At 57.9% G+C, this 16896-nt stretch carries 16 protein-coding genes; 3 read left to right on the top strand and 13 right to left on the bottom strand.

What is annotated here, in order from left to right; translation table 11 throughout:
* Positions 1-140 precede the first annotated feature (140 nt).
* Positions 141-845 (top strand): LolA family protein, encoded by a 705-nt coding sequence (locus tag K5845_RS14060; RefSeq protein ID WP_090230542.1) that lies wholly within the window; start codon positions 141-143, stop codon positions 843-845.
* Positions 846-1191: 346 nt separating this feature from the next.
* On the opposite strand, the gene K5845_RS14055 is transcribed toward K5845_RS14060, so the two are convergent.
* From K5845_RS14055 to cysG, 10 genes are all read right to left on the bottom strand, one after another.
* Positions 1192-1677 carry a cyclic nucleotide-binding domain-containing protein gene (locus K5845_RS14055; RefSeq protein WP_046476955.1) on the bottom strand — a complete coding sequence of 162 codons (486 nt, stop codon included), beginning with the start codon at positions 1675-1677 and terminating at the stop codon, positions 1192-1194.
* Between the two features lie 241 nt (positions 1678-1918).
* Positions 1919-2722, bottom strand: coding sequence for a sulfite exporter TauE/SafE family protein (locus K5845_RS14050; RefSeq protein WP_287959277.1), 804 nt, complete (start codon positions 2720-2722; stop codon positions 1919-1921).
* A 23-nt stretch (positions 2723-2745) separates the two neighbouring features.
* Positions 2746-3495: a sulfite exporter TauE/SafE family protein gene (locus tag K5845_RS14045; RefSeq protein ID WP_197540881.1), complete on the bottom strand. Its 750-nt coding sequence runs from the start codon at positions 3493-3495 to the stop codon at positions 2746-2748.
* Between the two features lie 39 nt (positions 3496-3534).
* Complete coding sequence (locus tag K5845_RS14040; protein WP_287959276.1) at positions 3535-5037, bottom strand: GTP-binding protein; 1503 nt, start codon at positions 5035-5037, stop codon at positions 3535-3537.
* A gap of 1 nt (position 5038) precedes the next feature.
* Entirely contained in the window at positions 5039-5944 is a 906-nt protein-coding gene (gene cysD, locus K5845_RS14035) for a sulfate adenylyltransferase subunit CysD (RefSeq protein ID WP_046476965.1), read from the bottom strand.
* A gap of 60 nt (positions 5945-6004) precedes the next feature.
* Positions 6005-6787 (bottom strand): phosphoadenylyl-sulfate reductase, encoded by a 783-nt coding sequence (locus tag K5845_RS14030; RefSeq protein WP_090230551.1) that lies wholly within the window; start codon positions 6785-6787, stop codon positions 6005-6007.
* Positions 6768-7304 (bottom strand): DUF934 domain-containing protein, encoded by a 537-nt coding sequence (locus tag K5845_RS14025; protein ID WP_090230553.1) that lies wholly within the window; start codon positions 7302-7304, stop codon positions 6768-6770. Before K5845_RS14025 ends, K5845_RS14030 begins: the two co-directional genes overlap by 20 nt.
* 2 nt (positions 7305-7306) lie before the next feature.
* Positions 7307-9001 (bottom strand): nitrite/sulfite reductase, encoded by a 1695-nt coding sequence (locus K5845_RS14020; protein ID WP_287959275.1) that lies wholly within the window; start codon positions 8999-9001, stop codon positions 7307-7309.
* Between the two features lie 19 nt (positions 9002-9020).
* Positions 9021-9287, bottom strand: coding sequence for a DUF2849 domain-containing protein (locus K5845_RS14015; RefSeq protein ID WP_287959274.1), 267 nt, complete (start codon positions 9285-9287; stop codon positions 9021-9023).
* The gene (cysG, locus tag K5845_RS14010; protein WP_160298683.1) at positions 9280-10746 is read right to left on the bottom strand and encodes a siroheme synthase CysG; all 1467 of its coding nucleotides are present in this window, start codon (positions 10744-10746) and stop codon (positions 9280-9282) included. The genes K5845_RS14015 and cysG overlap by 8 nt, the downstream gene beginning before the upstream one ends.
* Before the next feature lie 503 nt (positions 10747-11249).
* Between cysG and K5845_RS14005 the strand changes: the two genes are divergently transcribed.
* Complete coding sequence (locus tag K5845_RS14005) at positions 11250-12305, top strand: Fe(3+) ABC transporter substrate-binding protein (RefSeq protein WP_046476971.1); 1056 nt, start codon at positions 11250-11252, stop codon at positions 12303-12305.
* Positions 12306-12375: 70 nt separating this feature from the next.
* Here the strand turns inward: K5845_RS14005 and K5845_RS14000 are convergent, their stop codons facing one another.
* Together K5845_RS14000 and argB are read right to left on the bottom strand one after the other, a co-directional pair.
* Positions 12376-13137, bottom strand: a complete 762-nt coding sequence (locus K5845_RS14000) for a pyrimidine 5'-nucleotidase (RefSeq protein WP_082101012.1) — start codon at positions 13135-13137, stop codon at positions 12376-12378.
* Between the two features lie 71 nt (positions 13138-13208).
* Complete coding sequence (gene argB / locus K5845_RS13995) at positions 13209-14126, bottom strand: acetylglutamate kinase (RefSeq protein WP_046479954.1); 918 nt, start codon at positions 14124-14126, stop codon at positions 13209-13211.
* 243 nt (positions 14127-14369) lie between these two features.
* On the opposite strand from argB, the gene K5845_RS13990 reads away from it, so the two are divergent.
* Entirely contained in the window at positions 14370-16214 is a 1845-nt protein-coding gene (locus K5845_RS13990; protein ID WP_046476973.1) for a Clp protease N-terminal domain-containing protein, read from the top strand.
* 11 nt (positions 16215-16225) lie between these two features.
* Here the strand turns inward: K5845_RS13990 and yihA are convergent, their stop codons facing one another.
* Entirely contained in the window at positions 16226-16849 is a 624-nt protein-coding gene (gene yihA / locus K5845_RS13985) for a ribosome biogenesis GTP-binding protein YihA/YsxC (protein WP_046479955.1), read from the bottom strand.
* Positions 16850-16896 lie beyond the last annotated feature (47 nt).

The following is a 16896-nucleotide window of genomic DNA, read 5'->3' as shown; positions in this document are numbered from 1 at the left end:
TATCTCACCCCATAACGGATGGAATAACCCTAACCGCCCCGATCTTGTCGCATTGTTCAAGGAATCACACTGGACTGTATGCCCTTTCTTGTGGCACTGCACGATACAGTTAACGGGGACCTGGGGGAGGGACTGAGACCATGAAACACTTTCCATCGCTCGCAAGCGCGCTCGTCTTGGCGACAGCCTTCAGCGCAACAGCACTTGCCGCCGACCCCGCCAAGAACGCAACGGCCACACCCGTCGGACCAGGCTGGAGCGCACAGGTCGCCCCGGATGGCTCGAGCTCCATTGCGCTCGATGCCCAGCAGACACAGGACGTCAATTCGGTCTCCAAATATTTCAACGAGCTAAAAACGCTGAAAGGTGAGTTCGTGCAGACGGCAGCGGACGGCAAAGTCATGAAGGGAAACTTCCTCATGATGCGGCCGGGGATGTTCCGCTTTAACTACGACCGGCCCTCGCGCCAGCTCATCATTTCTGACGGGACATACCTCGCCATCCAGGACCCAGATGTCGATTCTGAGGATCGCGTTGCTCTAGACCAAACGCCATTTCGGATTCTTCTTGGCAAGGATGTGGACCTGATGCGTGACGCACGCATCGTTGAAGTCCAGCAAATTGGGGAGTCACTTCTATTGGCCCTGGAGGACAAAAGTCCTGATGCGACGGGCCGGATTACCCTGATTATGTCCAAAACCCCTGATATGCAGCTCAAGGAATGGATTACAACTGACGCTCAAGGGTTGGACACGCGCGTACAGGTCGCCGATGTTGTTCGTGACGAGCCCGTCGAGAAGAGTAAATTCGTAATAAAGTCCGTTAATAACCCCTTCAAGCAGTAGTTAAAACTGCATTCGCTGCACATAAAGTGTGTCTGTTCGGACTCTGGGCAACAATTGAGCAGGGGAAAACAGCCGATTCTTGTTCACGTTTTCGTGATCATAGCTTATTGCACCTATTGCATAAGCCTGTTTCGCGCTTAAATTGGAGTTAGTCAGGCGCGTCACCCTGTATTCGGTAGTGCCCCCCGTCTAGCCGAAGACGCAGCCTGTGATGCCGGCTTCCCTCCCGGCATCGCGCGCGAGAGCGCAAGAGCGCCCAGTCCCTCCCCCCGGGACTGGGCGTTCACTTTTTAAATCTCATGTCAGAAATAATACTTGGTGAACGGCCCGCGTACAGCCGACTGCGTCAATGAACCGTCGCATCCGCGAGATTTTCTTGCCCGCCACCCAAAGTGGCATCGACTGTCCGTAGCTCTTGCGCGAGACGCGTCAAGCGTCCTGTGATTTTTCCAACGAAATGATCGGCAACGGCGGGGTCTTCTTCCATTTGCGCATGAAGATCGGCACGGGTGATGCGTAGGGCGCGCACACTTCCACGTGCGATCACAGTGGAGGAGTGCTGCGTCTCAATCAGCATTGCCATTTCACCCAGCAATGCCCCTTGGGCAATTTCCCTAGGAGCTCCTTCGCAACCGGGGCCGGAAATGCGCACAGCATCCCCTGAAACGATGAGAACAGCAGCATCACCATCAACATCTTCTTCGATAATGGCCTGTCCAGGTCTGTAGACGACACGCTCGGCTCGTCGCGCAATCTCGGTAATTTGGAGCGGCTTCAGCCCCTGAAAAATTGCTACGTTCATCAATGGTTTAACGAGAGCATCAATAGCCATGACACACAAAACCCCAAAAAGTTGACACGAAAAATTTCGTGGGGACGCAACACGTTGGACGTCCGCGGGGTCGTGAAAAGCAAGACCAGTGCCCCGGTAACGAGAAGCGAAAGTGTCCCGATTCGTACAAGCCCGTCCACGTCGCATTCGCGGCACGGGAAAGCGGTCACAACTTTCAAACAGATGGGGAATTGGCCCCCATGCAATTGACGCACGGAAACAAAGTGATTCTCAAAATCACCTAATGCGCGAAAGTATAAAGTAGATATGCGGCATAAATCAGAACCACCGACAAAAGCAGCCGCAACAGCCAGTCGGGGAACGCACCAACAAGTCGCGACCCCAGCATGATGCCGGGAATTGAACCGATGAGCAGAGCACCGAGAAGTCCAAAATCCACATTGCCCATCGACAGATGACCAACGCCGGAAATGAAAGCGAGAGGGATCGCATGCACGATGTCCGTTCCCACGATCCGGCGCGCTGCAAGATTGGGATACAGCATGATCAGGATCGCAACACCAATCGCGCCCGCACCAACCGATGTCAGCGTAACCAACGCGCCAACTAGTAGGCCGTAAAGAACAGTGGGAATGGGACGTGGCGCACTGCGCATCTCCGGCGTCCCCTGGCTACCATGCCGTCGCAGCCACCATGGTACCAACGAGACAGCAAGTGAACTGGCAACGAGCGCACCGATTAATACAGTCCTTATGACCGAAGCCAGAAGGGTCGTGTCAGGGTGTGCAAACTTGAGCCACGCCAAGGTGATGAGTGTGGACGTTAAGCTGCCACACGCGAGGTAGCCGAAGATCGGCCAATCAACATTCCCATACTTGTGATGACGCCACGCCGCGCTTGCCTTCGTAATCGATGCGAAGAGCAGGTCCGTCCCTACGGCGAGTGCCGGGGCGACACCGAATCCGGAAATAAGCATCGGCGTAGTGACCGAACCGCCACCGACACCTGTCATCCCGATCAGAAACCCAACCAACAGCCCCCCGAGCGAGACAAGGATCCACGTATCTGGGAATGATGCATGCATGAGGGTTCTCGCAGACATAAATTCTACGGTGCAAGTTTTCTAATGAGATAGAGAACGCTCAGGCCTGAAACCATCAGCCCGACGACGATCATAAGCAACCGCTCTGGCAAATATCGTGTCGCGAGAGCCGCGAAAGGCGCGGCGATAACGCCTCCAACCACCAAGCCGGCAATAATCGGCCAAAGTTCCAATCCAACGGTGACGAGAAACGTCGCTGAAATCACGGCCGTCACGAAGAACTCGACCAAGTTCACCGAACCTATTGCGTAACGGGCTTCAGCCCCACGGCCGATGAGCGTCGTCGCAACCATCGGACCCCAACCACCGCCGCCGACCGCGTCGAGGAAACCTCCGAAGAAGCCCAATGGAAGAAGATGCCGATGCCCGATATTGCTGCGGGAACGAGCGTTACGTGCCGCCCGCAAAATGATCAGCACGCCAAGGATGAACAAATAGACGCTGATATACGGCCGGATCACATCGCCGGGCACTTCCGACAGCAGATATGCGCCGAGCGCTCCCCCGATCATTCCAGGCAGAGCGAGCCGCCGCACCAGCCGCCAATCGATGTTACCGACCCGCCAGTGAGCGATACCTGAAGCTGCGGTGGTGAACGTCTCCGCAGCATGCGTACACGCACTTGCCGTCACAGGAGGAACGCCCGCACTGAGCAAAACACTGGTCGAGACGATCCCAAATGCCATCCCGATGGCACCATCGACCATCTGCGCCACAAATCCGATCGCGACGTAGATCAGGATGTCTTCCCACACGGCGGCACCCTGCGATGTTTCTGCGCGGTAGCTAGTGACCTAGACGTCTATTGACGTCTTCACGCCGGCAGCCCTCAAAATGAGAGCGACCTCGGCTGCGCGTCGTTTAAATTCCGCGCGATCCTCGGCGCTACTGCCAAGATCGCGGCAAAGTCCGGCCGCCAGCCGCGTACTGTCGAGAACGAACTGCGCGCCGGAACTACGCTCGGCTTGACCGAAAGGTTCCAATACGATTCCGCCAGCGACCGATGCCCCAGTGATAGCATCGACGATCATAAATGCACCGGTTTCGCAATTCTCTGTAAAAGCGTCGAGAACAACAGGACGTCCCAACGCGATCTTCGCAACCGCGATGTCGTTCGTCGTGCACACGGCGCTAGGGCGGACTGTCAGCGTCTCAAGGTCCATCAACGCCGCAAGCTCAACGCTATCGATGGGCACCAGATCCGTAGCGGTCCGCAAGAGATAACCGGCGTTCGCATCAAAAGATTGCTCCGCCAGCCAGACAAACTGGGCAGTCAAACCATCGGCGCGAGAAGGCGGCGCAACAGCTGCTGCAAGAACGTGTCCACGCGCGACGTCGATATCCCTATCGAGCCCGATAACCACCGCCCGTCCGGGCTCAGCCGATGTGAGTTCACCATCGAAGGTCGCGATGCGTTGGACCCGCGCACGTTTGCCGCTCAGAACGTCGACGACTTCATCGCCGATCTCGACGCGACCGGAACTGATCGTACCCGCCAACCCCCGAAAATCTCGACCATCACGCAGCACCATCTGCACCGGCATACGGAATGCGCCCGCGACAACTGCAGCCCGTGGCGGCAAAAAATTTAAATGCTCCAGCAAAGTCGGCCCGCGATACCATTCCGTCCGCGCTGACCGCGTCGCGACATTGTCGCCGCTGACCGCAGCAACCGGAATGCTTACCGCGTTCTGAAATCCAAATCGCAACGTCAGAGCACGAAACTCTTCTGCGATTTCGTCGAAGACAGACTGCGACCAGTCAACGAGGTCCATCTTGTTGACGGCGAGGATGACGTGCTTGACGCCCATAAGATCCAAAATGGCAGCATGCCGTCGCGTTTGCGGCTTAACACCGTGACGCGCATCTGTAAGCATGATCGCAACGTCGGCATGACTGGCGCCGCTCGCCATATTCCGCGTGTACTGCTCGTGGCCCGGACTATCAATAATGACGAAGCGCCGCTGGTTTGTGTCAAAGGTTCGCCACGCAATATCTATCGTGATGCCCTGTTCGCGCTCGGCGGCAAGACCATCGACAAGGCGGGAGAAATCAGGCCCAGCGCCCGCGCTTTCCGCTCTGCGTTCGATCATCTCTCGCTGATCGATAGCGAGATCCGATGCATCCCAAAGCAATCTGCCGATGAGCGTCGACTTACCGTCATCAACCGAACCGCAGGTCAGGATGCGCAAACTTTCATTTGGTGCCGCACCGAGCACTTTCTCGGCAGCGAACTCAGACACAACCGGTGCGCCCGTCTTGGCGGGGTCGTCCGGCGTCAGCTCCGAAGCATGCATCTCAGAAGTACCCTTCCTGCTTCTTTTTCTCCATCGCACTGGCTTGATCGTGATCGATCAACCGCCCTTCCCGCTCAGACGTCCGCGCTGAAAGCGTTTCGGCAACGACCGCCTCCATCGTCGTAGCAGTTGAGGGAACTGCGGCCGTCAGCGGCCAGCAGCCCAGCGTGCGGAACCGAACGCTGCGCAATTTCACCTGTTCGCTCGGTAAAAGCGGCATCCGATCATCGTCGAGAACCAAGATCTGGCCGTTGCGCTCAATAGTGGGCCGCTCTGCCGCCAGATAGAGTGGGACAACGTCGAGCTTCTCGCGCAGCAGGTAGCGCCAGACGTCTTTCTCCGTCCAGTTGGAGAGCGGGAAGACGCGAACCGTCTCACCCATGCCAAGTCGCCCGTTCAGCAACCGCCACATCTCAGGTCGTTGCCGTCGCGGATCCCAGCGATGTCCGGTTGAGCGAAATGAAAAGATGCGTTCCTTCGCACGGCTCGCTTCTTCGTCGCGCCGCGCTCCTCCGAATGCGGCATCAAACCCATGAAGGTCGAGCGCCTGCTTCAGCGCCACCGTCTTCATAATGTCCGTGTAAACCGATGGCGTATGGTCGATCGGATTGATGCCCTGCGCCACACCATCCTGGTTGGTATGTACGAGAAGATCGAGTCCGTACTTCTTCGCAGTCGCATCCCGGAACGTGATCATGTCGCGGAACTTCCACGTCGTATCGACGTGAAGCAGTGGAAACGGTGGAACCTGCGGCCAGAACGCTTTGCGCGCGAGATGCAGCAGAACCGTGGAATCTTTTCCGATAGAGTAGAGCAGAACAGGCTTACGGAACTGTGCCGCAGCCTCGCGGAAAATATGAATGCTTTCCGCTTCGAGCAAATCAAGGTGTGAAATAGGCGCTGTCATACCGACGACTTCTTTCCTGACCGAAGAGCGAAAAAATTTCGAACAACCGGCAACGACCGGCTAGCAGGTCGTGGGCGCCGGCTTCTCCTGGGAAGGGAGGCGGGCAGGTCGCGAATGCAGACCACACTCCTTGCCGTCTTCGTTCTCCCACCACCAGCGTCCGGCACGGATATCCTCACCCGGCTTGATGGCGCGCGTGCACGGCTGACACCCGATAGAGGGAAACCCACGCGCGTGAAGCGTGTTTACTGGGATCGAATTGTCAGAGATGTAAGCTTCCAAGCGATCCAGAGACCAATCCGCGATTGGATTGATCTTGATGAGATTCATCGCACCATCCCAAGAGGCGAATGACACCTCATTGCGGCCTTGGGATTGCGAGCGGCGTAGTCCCGTAACCCAGGCCGCAGCCCCGGCGAGAGTTGCCGCAAGCGGACGCACCTTGCGAACGACACAGCAGGCTTTTCGAGCATCGATCGACGTTCTGAAACCGAACACACCGTCACGCGCAATAAGCTCTTGGGTCTCGCCGGCATCCGGCGAGACCATCCGGATCATCTGCCCATAGCGCAACTGACTGGCGTCCAGCGTCTCGAGCGTTTCCGGAAAGTGGCGACCGGTGTCCAACATGAAGACATCGAACACTCGTTGTTCGTGTGCGATTGCATGAAGGACCGCCTGATCCTCCAATCCGAGACTGGTGGAGAAGCTGATACGTCCTTCAATCGCCCGGCCGATAAATGCGATCCGCGCCTCTAGGGTCTCGAGCTTTCCAATATCGGCATCGAGTTTGGCAACCGAAACCGATTCCGGTGCCCTCCGTTCAAGCTTGACCTGCACCATCGTTTTGCTCCTGCGCAACCTGGCGTGACGCTTGAGAAGGACGAACTACGGTTGAATACCTGCGACTGCCGCCGACTGGACGCTGATAACTCAGCGCTAGTCCCGGCAAATACCCACGCCCCAACGCCGCGATCGTCGGCCCATGCGTAATCTCGAAGGCATCGAACCCACACCGCAACATCAACGGGATTTGGTCGAGAAGAACGTCACCCGTCGCGCGGATCTCACCTTTGAAAGCATGACGTTCCCGCAACGCACGGGCCACTGAATAGCCGCGTCCATCCGTAAACTTGGCAAACGTGATGACGATGAGCGGCGCGTCCACCAGACCGTCAGCAATGACGTCGGGCTCTTCGCCTGCGCGCAGGATGACGCCAACATTGCCAGTCCTGAGCTGCGGCTCGGAACGCCACCGTTCAAGTGAAACTATGACATGCGCTCCGCGATCCGCGACTTCATCGTCGCCGAGCACCCGCCAGGTATCATCGACAAAGGCTCCACCTCGATAGATCGGCATTCTCAAGCCTCCTGTAATTGTTTGCGAGACGAAGCTCCGGAGTTGGGCGCTCCATAAAGCGCCTCCTTGAACGGAGCCTGGCCAATACGACGGTAGGTCGCGAGGAACACCTCGCCCTCACGGCGATGCGCGCGATACGTCGCAACAATGGTTTCAATTGCATCCGGCACAGCTTCAGCCGGGAAGCTTGGACCGAGGATGGTGCCAACCTCAGCGTCATCGCCCGGGCTACCGCCGAGCGTGATCTGATAGTGTTCGGTACCCTTCTTATCGACGCCCAGAATGCCGATATTGCCGGAGTGGTGATGACCACAGGCATTAATGCAGCCAGAGACATTCAGCCGAAGCCGGCCGATATCTTCCGCCACACTCTGATCGGCGAACCGCTTCGCAATCTCCAGCGCCACCGGAATCGATCGCGCATTGGCAAGGTTGCAATAGTCGAGACCCGGGCACGAAATGATATCCGTAATGAGCTCGTAATTGCCCACGGCGACTCCCGCAGCAACGAGCCCGTCATACACTTTGACGAGATCGACGAGCGCGACATTGGGCAGAACCAAATTCTGCTGATACGTCACGCGGATTTCATCGTGGCCATATGCACGCGCCAGCGCTGCCACAGCCTCCATCTGATCGGCCGTTGCGTCACCGGGAACCTTACCCGGTTCCTTCAAGAGAATGTTGACGATGACATGCCCGGCAACACGATGCGGCAGCACATTGTTCCGCACCCAGGAATCGAACGACGCATCTTCACGCCGTCGCTTCTCGACGCCTGCGTCGGTGATCGGTCCGGGAACCAAAGGCAACGGGGCAAAGTAGGCCGCGATACGGTCGTATTCCTCTTGCGGCAGATCGATACTGACATGATCGATCTTCGACCATTCCTCCTCGACCTGGCGGCGGAATTCCTCAATGCCTAGCGCTTTGACGAGAACCTTGATGCGGGACTTGTAAAGATTATCGCGGCGACCGTGCAGATTGTACACGCGCATAATCGCTTCGAGATAAGACAGAAGTTGCTCCTTCGGCAGGAAGCTCCTCAGCTCGTCCGCAACGTAGGGCGTCCGTCCCTGGCCGCCGCCGACATAAATCGCAAAACCGGTTTCGCCACCTTTCCCTTTCACGATGCGCATGCCGATGTCGTGATACAGGATCGCCGCCCGATCTTCCGCGGCACCTGTAATCGCGATCTTGAACTTGCGCGGCAGGAACAGGAACTCGGGATGTACGGTCGACCACTGGCGAATGATCTCGGCCCAAACGCGAGGGTCTTCGATCTCGTCGATAGCGACACCGGCGTAAGGGTCCGTCGTCGTATTGCGGATGCAGTTTCCGCTCGTCTGGATCGCGTGCATATCGACGTCAGCCAGCAGATCCAGAACGTCAGGCGTCTCTTCAAGCCTCGCCCAGTGGAACTGAATGTTGGTGCGCGTCGTGAAGTGCCCGTATCCACGGTCGTGCTTGCGCGCGATACGCGCGAGCTGCTCGAGCTGTCGCGCTGACAGCACGCCATATGGAATAGCGACACGGAGCATGTACGCGTGAAGTTGAAGATAAAGACCGTTGTGCAGTCTCAGTGGCCGGAACTGCTCCTCCGAAATTTCACCCGCCAGCCGGCGTGCCACCTGGTCCCGGAACTGCGCCGTGCGGCTCCGGACAAAAGCCGCGTCGAATTCATCGTAGCGATACATCGCCAATCTCCTCTTGGCGTCAAACGGATGGGCCGAGCGCGGCGCGAATGCGCTCACGCACGGAACGTGGCTCGGGACGTCCATTGACAAGCTCGACGTCCATGGCGTAGACGGAAATCACACGTTGAGACTCCACGTCGCGCTGTGCCGTCTTCTCAAGCTCGGAAAGTTCGTCCTTGTCCTTCGCGACCGTCGCATCACCGATTTCGCGAACCCAGTTGTTGAGGCCTGCGAAGTAGACGACATCGCCTGTCCGCAGCAGGTTGGCGGTTATGATGTTAGGCATGAGCGAAATCCCCCTGAGAACGTATTGAAAGCACCGGCTGAAACTGAGGATCGATCTCTGCTGCGATCCGTTCGACGGCGCCCGCCGGGGTTAGACCGGCAATTTCCCCGACGATCAGAATCGCAGGTCCGCTCAGAGCAAGCCGCTTGGCATCATCAGCGACAACATCAAGTGACGTAGCAACGCGCCGCTCATTGGCATGGCTTGCGCGCTCCACCGCCATCACCGGAGTAGCCGGCGACCAACCCGCATCGATAAGCGTTTGCGCCAAAGCACCGGCAGTTGCCACGCCCATGTAAACAGCGAGCGTGTTGCTCCCTTCACCGAGAGCCCTGAAGTCGACGTGGTCGAAATTCGCCGCCCCATCCCCGGCAGAGTGGCCGGAGATAAAAGTCACCGAGTGCGAGATATCGCGGTGGGTCAAAGGAATTTGCAGGGAGGCCGCGGCCGCTGTGGCTGCCGTGATCCCAGGCACGACCTCGCAGGCAATGCCGGAAGCCCGCAGCGTATCCACTTCCTCACCCCCACGTCCGAAGATAAAGGGGTCACCACCCTTCAGGCGCACAACCGTCTTTCCGGCCTTGGCGTGTGTGAGAATGAGGGCATTGATCTCAGCCTGCGTTTTCGAATGGCGGCCCTTCGCCTTGCCGACAGGAATGATCTCAGCCTCACGACGCGCATGTTCGAGAACGCCCGTTCCCGCCAGGTTATCGACTAGGATCACGTCTGCGGCCTTAAGCGCACGGACCGCTTTGAGTGTCAGCAGTTCCGGATCACCAGGCCCGGCACCAACAAGGATGACCCGGCCTACGCGAGGTGCCGTTGTGTCTTCTTTGTCGAGTTCGGCTTCGATGCGACGAACACCCTCAGCTTCGTCGCCCGCCAGGATCGCAGCAGAAGCAGGCCCGCTGAAAACCCGGTCCCAGAACACGCGGCGTTGCACGCCAGGCCGCAGTTTCTGCGCGACACGATCACGGAAATCACCCGCAATTCTCGCAAGCGAACCCAGCTGCGGAGAAAGCTCTTGCTCGAGCCACGCGCGCAGTCGTGTCGCCAGCACTGGGGCATCGCCTTCCGTACCGATCGCAAATGTCACCGGATACCGATCAACGATTGCAGCCAGCGAGAATGAGCAAAGCTCGGGCCGATCCGGAACGTTGACCGGAACGCCGATTTCGCGAGCGAGATGCGAAATACGCGCATCTTCTGCATCGTCTTCCGTTGCGGAGATGACGACCGGACGCCCGCGCAACGTCTCCACATCGGGTACACCGCTAATGCGCTCCGCTCGTCCTTCGGCAACGAGCTTGGCAATGCCCGGAACAACACGATCCGCCGCGAAGAGGACGCGGTTAGCCCGCTTCAAAAGCAGCCGGGCTTTCACAAGGGCCAGCTCGCCACCTCCGACGATCAAAGGTGGGGTACGCCCCAATTCCACAAATATCGGAAATCCAGCCATGCTCAGATCACCCCGAAACAGGTTGCAGAGACCTCTACCAACCGGACTGACTGGCCCGATTCCGTGCGCCTCCTTCGTTACGGGGAACATAAGGAAATTATTTTCCTCGTGATACCACTCAAATCAAATAAACATAGAAATTCATTTCTATATGCGCGTTGTGAAGGAAAATACTTCGATACCCCACAATGAGAGAAACGGGTTGCTCATGCGTATGGTGCCGTGCAACGCCGTTGCCGGAGCTCACGCATGATTATGATGATGCAGGAGCAAAAAGAGCCGCGATTTCATCGCTTAACGCGTCAGTTGCAACGTGTCCTTGGAAAGCCGTATCGCGCCTCGCAAAGGCAACCGACAACGTGGGATGCAGCCGTAATATTGACTTGACAGATCAACAATACTTCCTGTCTTCTGTGTCCCACATGTGGCCCCTTTCCGGAGCCGCGTCGTTCAAAATTTTCAAACGAAAACGGGGCCTTGACCCCCGTTGATTGGAGCACGTCATGACCATCAGCCGTGCCGCATCTTGCGGCGTCGGTGCGCTGGCGACGATCATTTCCGTCGCCGCCGCCAGCTTCTCTCCCGCCATCGCCGCAGATGAAGTCAACATTTACTCTTATAGAGAACCCGGCCTTATTGCCCCGCTCCTTAAAGCCTTTACAGACAAGACAGGCATCAAGCCGAACGTTGTCTACGCCAAGGACGGTTTGATCGAACGCGCGGCTGCCGAAGGCGCGAATTCCCCATTCGACGTTCTTCTCACCGTCGACATCGGTCGTCTCACAGAAGCCGAAGACAAGGGCATCACCCAGGCGATCAGCTCCGACACCGTTAAAGCCAATATCCCCTCGACCTACCTCGACCCGCAGGGCCACTGGGTAGGCCTCTCTAAGCGCGCACGCTTCGTTTACGCCTCCAAGGATCGCGTAAAGCAGGACAGCATCACATATGAAGAACTGGCCGATCCGAAGTGGAAAGGAAAGATTTGCGCACGCTCAGGTCAGCACCCCTATAACATCGCGCTGCTCGCCTCGATCATCGCGCATTCCGGCATTGAAAAGGCAGAAGCCTGGGCAAAGGGCGTGAAGGAAAATCTGGCGCGCAAGCCTGCCGGCGGTGACCGCGATCAGGTGAAGGGCATATATTCTGGCGAATGCGATCTGGCCATCGGCAACAGCTACTATATGGCTGCGATGCAAACCAACACGAAGAAGCCTGAACAGCAGGAGTGGGCGAAGTCGGCCAAGATCCTGTTCCCGAACGCCGATGATCGCGGCACCCACGTCAACATTTCCGGCGCAGTTCTGGCTAAGCACGCACCCCACAAAGACGCAGGCGTAAAGCTCATTGAGTTCCTGACGTCGGAAGAGGGACAGAAAATCTACGCCGAGATCGTGAACGAATATCCGCTCAAGGAAGGCGTGCCGATTTCTGAGCGCGTCGCGAGCTGGGGAACCCTCAAACCTGACAAACTCCCACTCGAGGAAATCGCCAAGCATCGCGCTGAAGCCTCGGCCATCATGGACCGCGTTGGCTTTGACGCCGGCCCAGGCGCGTAACAGGCAACGCCCTTCTCTTCCTTCCTGAAAGTCGAAACCCGCCGCTCATTTGTGGCGGGTTTTTTCGCGCCTATTTGAATTTGATGCCTTGAAGAAACCCGCACAGGTCCCGGGTCAAGTGATGCACATGTTCAGGTAGCTCCTGCCAAGTCTTCACCTTGAGCTGCGCGGGATGATCCACATAGTCCGAATGCACCAGAACGGTCGTCATCCCCAGCGCGTGTGGCGCTTCAAGATTGTGGGGCATGTCTTCAAACATCGCTGATTGTTCGGAGCTAACGCCGTGTCGCCGCACCATGCGATCGAAAGCTTCGGCTTCCGGTTTGGGCACGTACTCACACGTTTCGATCGAACAGATATCTTCGAACTTGTCGAGAACCCCGAGTTTCCCCGCAACGCGTTCGGCGTGACGGCGCGACCCGTTCGTGAAAATGAGTTTGCGGCCAGGCAACCGTTCGATAGCCTCAGCAAGATCGGGGCATTCCGGCACGCAGGTGAGATCGATATCGTGGACGTAATCAAGGAAAGGCCCCGGCTCCATTCCGTGCACTTGCATCAGCCCGGATAGCGTTGTGCCGAATTGCCGATAGTAGCTCTTCTGCAAATGACGCGCGTACTCAAAGGGCACACCAAGCTTCTTGGCAATGAACAAGCCCATGCGCTGATCGACTTGGTCGAACAGATTGCATTCCGCCGGATAAAGCGTGTTGTCGAGATCGAAAACCCAGATAGCGGTACGATCAAACCCGCGGCGCGCATCTGAAACCACTTGAGGCTTCACACGAACGTCCTCTTCGTTAGAGGTCGCCGGCATATTGTCCTTCTCCGCCATCGCAGATCACGACTCCAAGACACAAACCACCTCACGGCTCAAATCAAAACAGCCGCCACTTTGGTTTGCATTCAGATCCTATTTTCTTGTCCAACGAGCGTTCCAATTCCGTGCTCGGTAAACAACTCAAGCAACACGCAGTGCGGCACCCGCCCATCGATAATGACGACCGCCTCGACACCCGCCTCAACGACCTCAATACAGCCCTCGACCTTCGGGATCATGCCACCCGAAATCGTACCATTCCGAATGAGTTGCCGCGCCTCGTCGACCGAGAGAGACGCGACGAGGTTTTTATCCTTGTCGAGAACACCCGCCACGTCAGTCAGCAACAATAGGCGTTTGACCTTCATCTTGGCCGCCAGCGCAGACGCAAAGCTGTCAGCGTTGATATTAAGCGTCTCACCGCTCCGCGAGAGGCCCACAGGGGCAATGACGGGAATGAGGTCCGAATTCGAAATGACATCCACGATATGCGGATTGACCTCAACCGGATCGCCCACATAGCCGATATCGACAGCCTGCATCAGATTGGATGTCGGATCGGGTATTTCCGTGATGCGTTCGGCAATCATCAGATTGGCATCCTTGCCGCAGATTCCAACCGCCTTGCCGCCTTGCTGATTGATCGCTGACACAATCTCTTTGTTGATCGCGCCCGCCAAAACCATCTCCACGACTTCAACTGTCGGCTTGTCCGTTACACGCAGGCCATTCACGAAGCTCGATTGGATAGCAAGCTTATCCAGCATCCGTGCGATTTGCGGTCCGCCGCCGTGTACGACGATGGGATTTACGCCTGACTGCTTCAGATAGACGATATCCTGGGCAAACGCCTGCGACAGCGCCGCATCCCCCATCGCATGCCCGCCGAACTTGATGACGACGTACTGCTCATCGTAGCGAATCAAATGCGGAAGAGCCTCGGCAAGAATACGCGCCTGGACATGGGCGCTAATTCCACCGTTTTCGTAGTCTTTCCCCACCATTTTTTGCGGCTGCGACATCTTATCTGACATGGTCTTGAACGGTCCGTTGCAGTTCGATATTGACTAAAATGCAGCCGCTGAAATCGTAATCCGCCGCCGCGTGTGTGAGTTATCCTACGCGGGACTTATATCCGTGCCGAAGCCTGCGACAACGGATTTCCCTCACAATCGGTTGCTAATAGCGCTAAGACACGGTGCGAGGGGCATCGGCTGCTGCGATGAGCGGCTGGTTGGGAGAAGGGCATGACAGCGCCGTTCGTTGAGAGTTTGGGACCTATTCCGATGTCACCGACGTTGGCGTCTACGCTGGCTCGGGCGGCAAATTATGCCCAATCTCAACAACATATCGAAGTTACACTTGAACATTTGTTGCTGGCTCTAACCGAGGATGACGATGCTTGTATCGTCATGACGTCTGCCGGCGTCAACCTCGACCAGCTCAAAACGGATGTCTCAAATCACGTCGGACGCATAGAAAACCGGCTTCCGACGGACCATCCTGGTACCGCCGCTATATCAGACGAGCTCCGGCGTATCCTCAATGCCGCTGCAGCCGCAGCCAGCGGCCGTCGCAATGACATAAACGGCGGAATCGTGCTCGCTGCGATCATTGGTGACGCCAACAGCAGCGCTGCCGGGCTGTTACAAGCCCACGGGCTGACCTTCGGTGCGGCAATTGAAGTGGTCAAACAGCGGTTTGGCCCCGAAGCCGAAACCCAGCGACAGCAACCGCACCCTACACCACGTCCGGCCCCTCCACAGCCCGAGCAAAGCAACCGTCAGCAATCGGACGCTGATTCCTTCCTGGCCGACGCGCGCTCGCGCGTAGAGCACCGCCGCGGGGGACCACCCTCTCCGGAAGGCGAAGCTCAATTTAACGCGCCACCCAGCCCTGCGCCTCAACCACAACCAGCGCCGGCGCCCGTTAAATCCCCCGCCCCCGAACCGCAACCCAACTTCGGCGCCCCGGCACCCGGCGAACAAACGCCCGCTGCTCCCCCTACGGCGCGGCCCTCACCGCAACCAGCCCCTGCGACGCGAGATCCACACCCGCAGCAACAGCCCCCACTACCTCAACAATCTCAACCCGGCCAGGCTTGGACGCCACCGCCCTCGCACGCGCAGCCTCAGTCGCAACCGCGGCCTTATCGCGCGCCCCCTCCCCTGAGCCCTGACGTTGGTATGCGGCCACCGCCACCGACGGGTCCGTTTCGTACAGAAACCGATCCTGCTCCCAACCCTCAACATCGTCCAGGAGGGGCTAGGCCTCCCGTGCCCGCAGGTTCTCCTGCGCCCGGGCCATCACATCAGCAACGTCCTGCACCAGCAGGAGCACAGGCCAGACCGCAAACGCCACTTCCTTCTGTGGAGGAAGTTTTTGGTGGTCCTCCGACCGCAGAGCTCGAACGCGCGCAGACGACAGCGCGCCGGCAAGGCGGAGCTGACCGGGCTCCAGCCCCCGCACAGACCTCACAAAAAGCCGCAGCGCAGAACCGGGCAGGCAGCGCACCGGCTAAGAAGCGCCGCCGCGCCCGCACTGATAGCGTGCAGGCAGGCCAGCTTATCGAAAACATTCCGCGTATTATGCGCGTCGCCCTCCCCTCGCTGGTGGAAGCGCGGATCGCCAAATCCGAAGTTAAGAACCTCGCCGATGGCATGATCGGCGAAGGAGCCGCCTATCGGCACGATGTTCTCATTACGCGCGCCATGTCTGTGAGATTGCGAGCACCCGATGGCGGCTTCTTTATAGAAACCTCATCCCCCGAAACGCAGTGGATCGAGAACGCGCTCGGCTTGATGGCGGATGACTACGCAAGCTGGCGTTGGACAGTGACTCCAAAGGCGAGGGGCCGGCGCCGCCTTCAGCTGATCGTTTCCGCGCGCACCGTTGGTGCAGACGGGCTTGCAGCCGAGACAGCACTACCCGACCAGATTGTCGAAATCAGAGTGCGCACCAATTATGCACGGACTCTTACGATCTTATTCGGGTGGCTCGCGGCAGCCGTGGCAGGCGGCATTCTCGCACGCTTTGGCGAGGAGCTGTGGACGTCAATCAGCGGCTTCTTGAAAACGCTTGGCGGTCCGTAAGCGCGTGACCGTCAAGCAATCAGCCCTGCGATCGTAGCCTTGAGCTCAGCCATTCCCTGACCCTTCTCCGCCGACGTCGCAAGCACGTAAGGAAACGCCGCCGGATGGGTTCTGAGTTCACCCAGCGTTGTCTCAGTCAGCGCCTCTAGCTTGAACGGATTGATCTTATCGGCCTTGGTGAGCACGACCTGATAGCTGACAGCTGACGTGTCCAGCATCCGCATTAGCTCTTTGTCGATCGCCTTGATCCCGTGACGGCTATCAATAAGCACAAACACACGCTTCAGCGTTGGACGGCCTCGTAGATAGTCTTTGATCAGGTCCGTCCAGGCTTCAACCTTCTCCTTCGGAGCCTTCGCAAAACCGTATCCGGGCATATCGACGATGCACAGCGGCACGCGCTCGCCCGCATCAGGAGCAAAAATATTCAGCTCCTGCGTTCGCCCAGGCGTGTTTGACGTGCGCGCCAAACCCTTCTGACGCACAAGCGCGTTGATAAGGCTCGATTTACCCACATTGGAACGCCCGGCAAAGGCGATTTCCGGGATGTCCGCCGGGGGCAGGTGCTCTAATCCGACGACACCTTTGACGAACCCCCACGGCAGCTCGAAGAGCCGCTCACCGGCAGCGAGCATCTCCTTGGAAAATTCAGGTTCCACAGCTCACAACCGCCTGGGCGGCT

The organism is Filomicrobium sp., from assembly GCF_025698805.1.
GTDB classification, from domain to species: Bacteria; Pseudomonadota; Alphaproteobacteria; order Rhizobiales; family Hyphomicrobiaceae; genus Filomicrobium; species Filomicrobium insigne.
This window is presented reverse-complemented; position numbering and strand designations above follow the sequence as displayed.

What these genes read in the sequence shown, in the direction of transcription:
- K5845_RS14055 (WP_046476955.1), bottom strand. Translation starts at nt 1,677, where the DNA reads ATGGCTATTGATGCTCTCGTTAAACCATTGATGAACGTAGCAATTTTT.
- K5845_RS14025 (WP_090230553.1), bottom strand. Translation starts at nt 7,304, where the DNA reads ATGCCGATCTATCGAGGTGGAGCCTTTGTCGATGATACCTGGCGGGTG.
- cysG (WP_160298683.1), bottom strand. Translation starts at nt 10,746, where the DNA reads ATGGCTGGATTTCCGATATTTGTGGAATTGGGGCGTACCCCACCTTTG.
- K5845_RS14030 (WP_090230551.1), bottom strand. Translation starts at nt 6,787, where the DNA reads ATGGTGCAGGTCAAGCTTGAACGGAGGGCACCGGAATCGGTTTCGGTT.
- yihA (WP_046479955.1), bottom strand. Translation starts at nt 16,849, where the DNA reads ATGCTCGCTGCCGGTGAGCGGCTCTTCGAGCTGCCGTGGGGGTTCGTC.
- K5845_RS14040 (WP_287959276.1), bottom strand. Translation starts at nt 5,037, where the DNA reads ATGCATGCTTCGGAGCTGACGCCGGACGACCCCGCCAAGACGGGCGCA.
- cysD (WP_046476965.1), bottom strand. Translation starts at nt 5,944, where the DNA reads ATGACAGCGCCTATTTCACACCTTGATTTGCTCGAAGCGGAAAGCATT.
- argB (WP_046479954.1), bottom strand. Translation starts at nt 14,126, where the DNA reads ATGGTGGGGAAAGACTACGAAAACGGTGGAATTAGCGCCCATGTCCAG.
- K5845_RS14060 (WP_090230542.1), top strand. Translation starts at nt 141, where the DNA reads ATGAAACACTTTCCATCGCTCGCAAGCGCGCTCGTCTTGGCGACAGCC.
- K5845_RS13990 (WP_046476973.1), top strand. Translation starts at nt 14,370, where the DNA reads ATGACAGCGCCGTTCGTTGAGAGTTTGGGACCTATTCCGATGTCACCG.
- K5845_RS14005 (WP_046476971.1), top strand. Translation starts at nt 11,250, where the DNA reads ATGACCATCAGCCGTGCCGCATCTTGCGGCGTCGGTGCGCTGGCGACG.
- K5845_RS14020 (WP_287959275.1), bottom strand. Translation starts at nt 9,001, where the DNA reads ATGTATCGCTACGATGAATTCGACGCGGCTTTTGTCCGGAGCCGCACG.
- K5845_RS14050 (WP_287959277.1), bottom strand. Translation starts at nt 2,722, where the DNA reads ATGCATGCATCATTCCCAGATACGTGGATCCTTGTCTCGCTCGGGGGG.
- K5845_RS14000 (WP_082101012.1), bottom strand. Translation starts at nt 13,137, where the DNA reads ATGGCGGAGAAGGACAATATGCCGGCGACCTCTAACGAAGAGGACGTT.
- K5845_RS14015 (WP_287959274.1), bottom strand. Translation starts at nt 9,287, where the DNA reads ATGCCTAACATCATAACCGCCAACCTGCTGCGGACAGGCGATGTCGTC.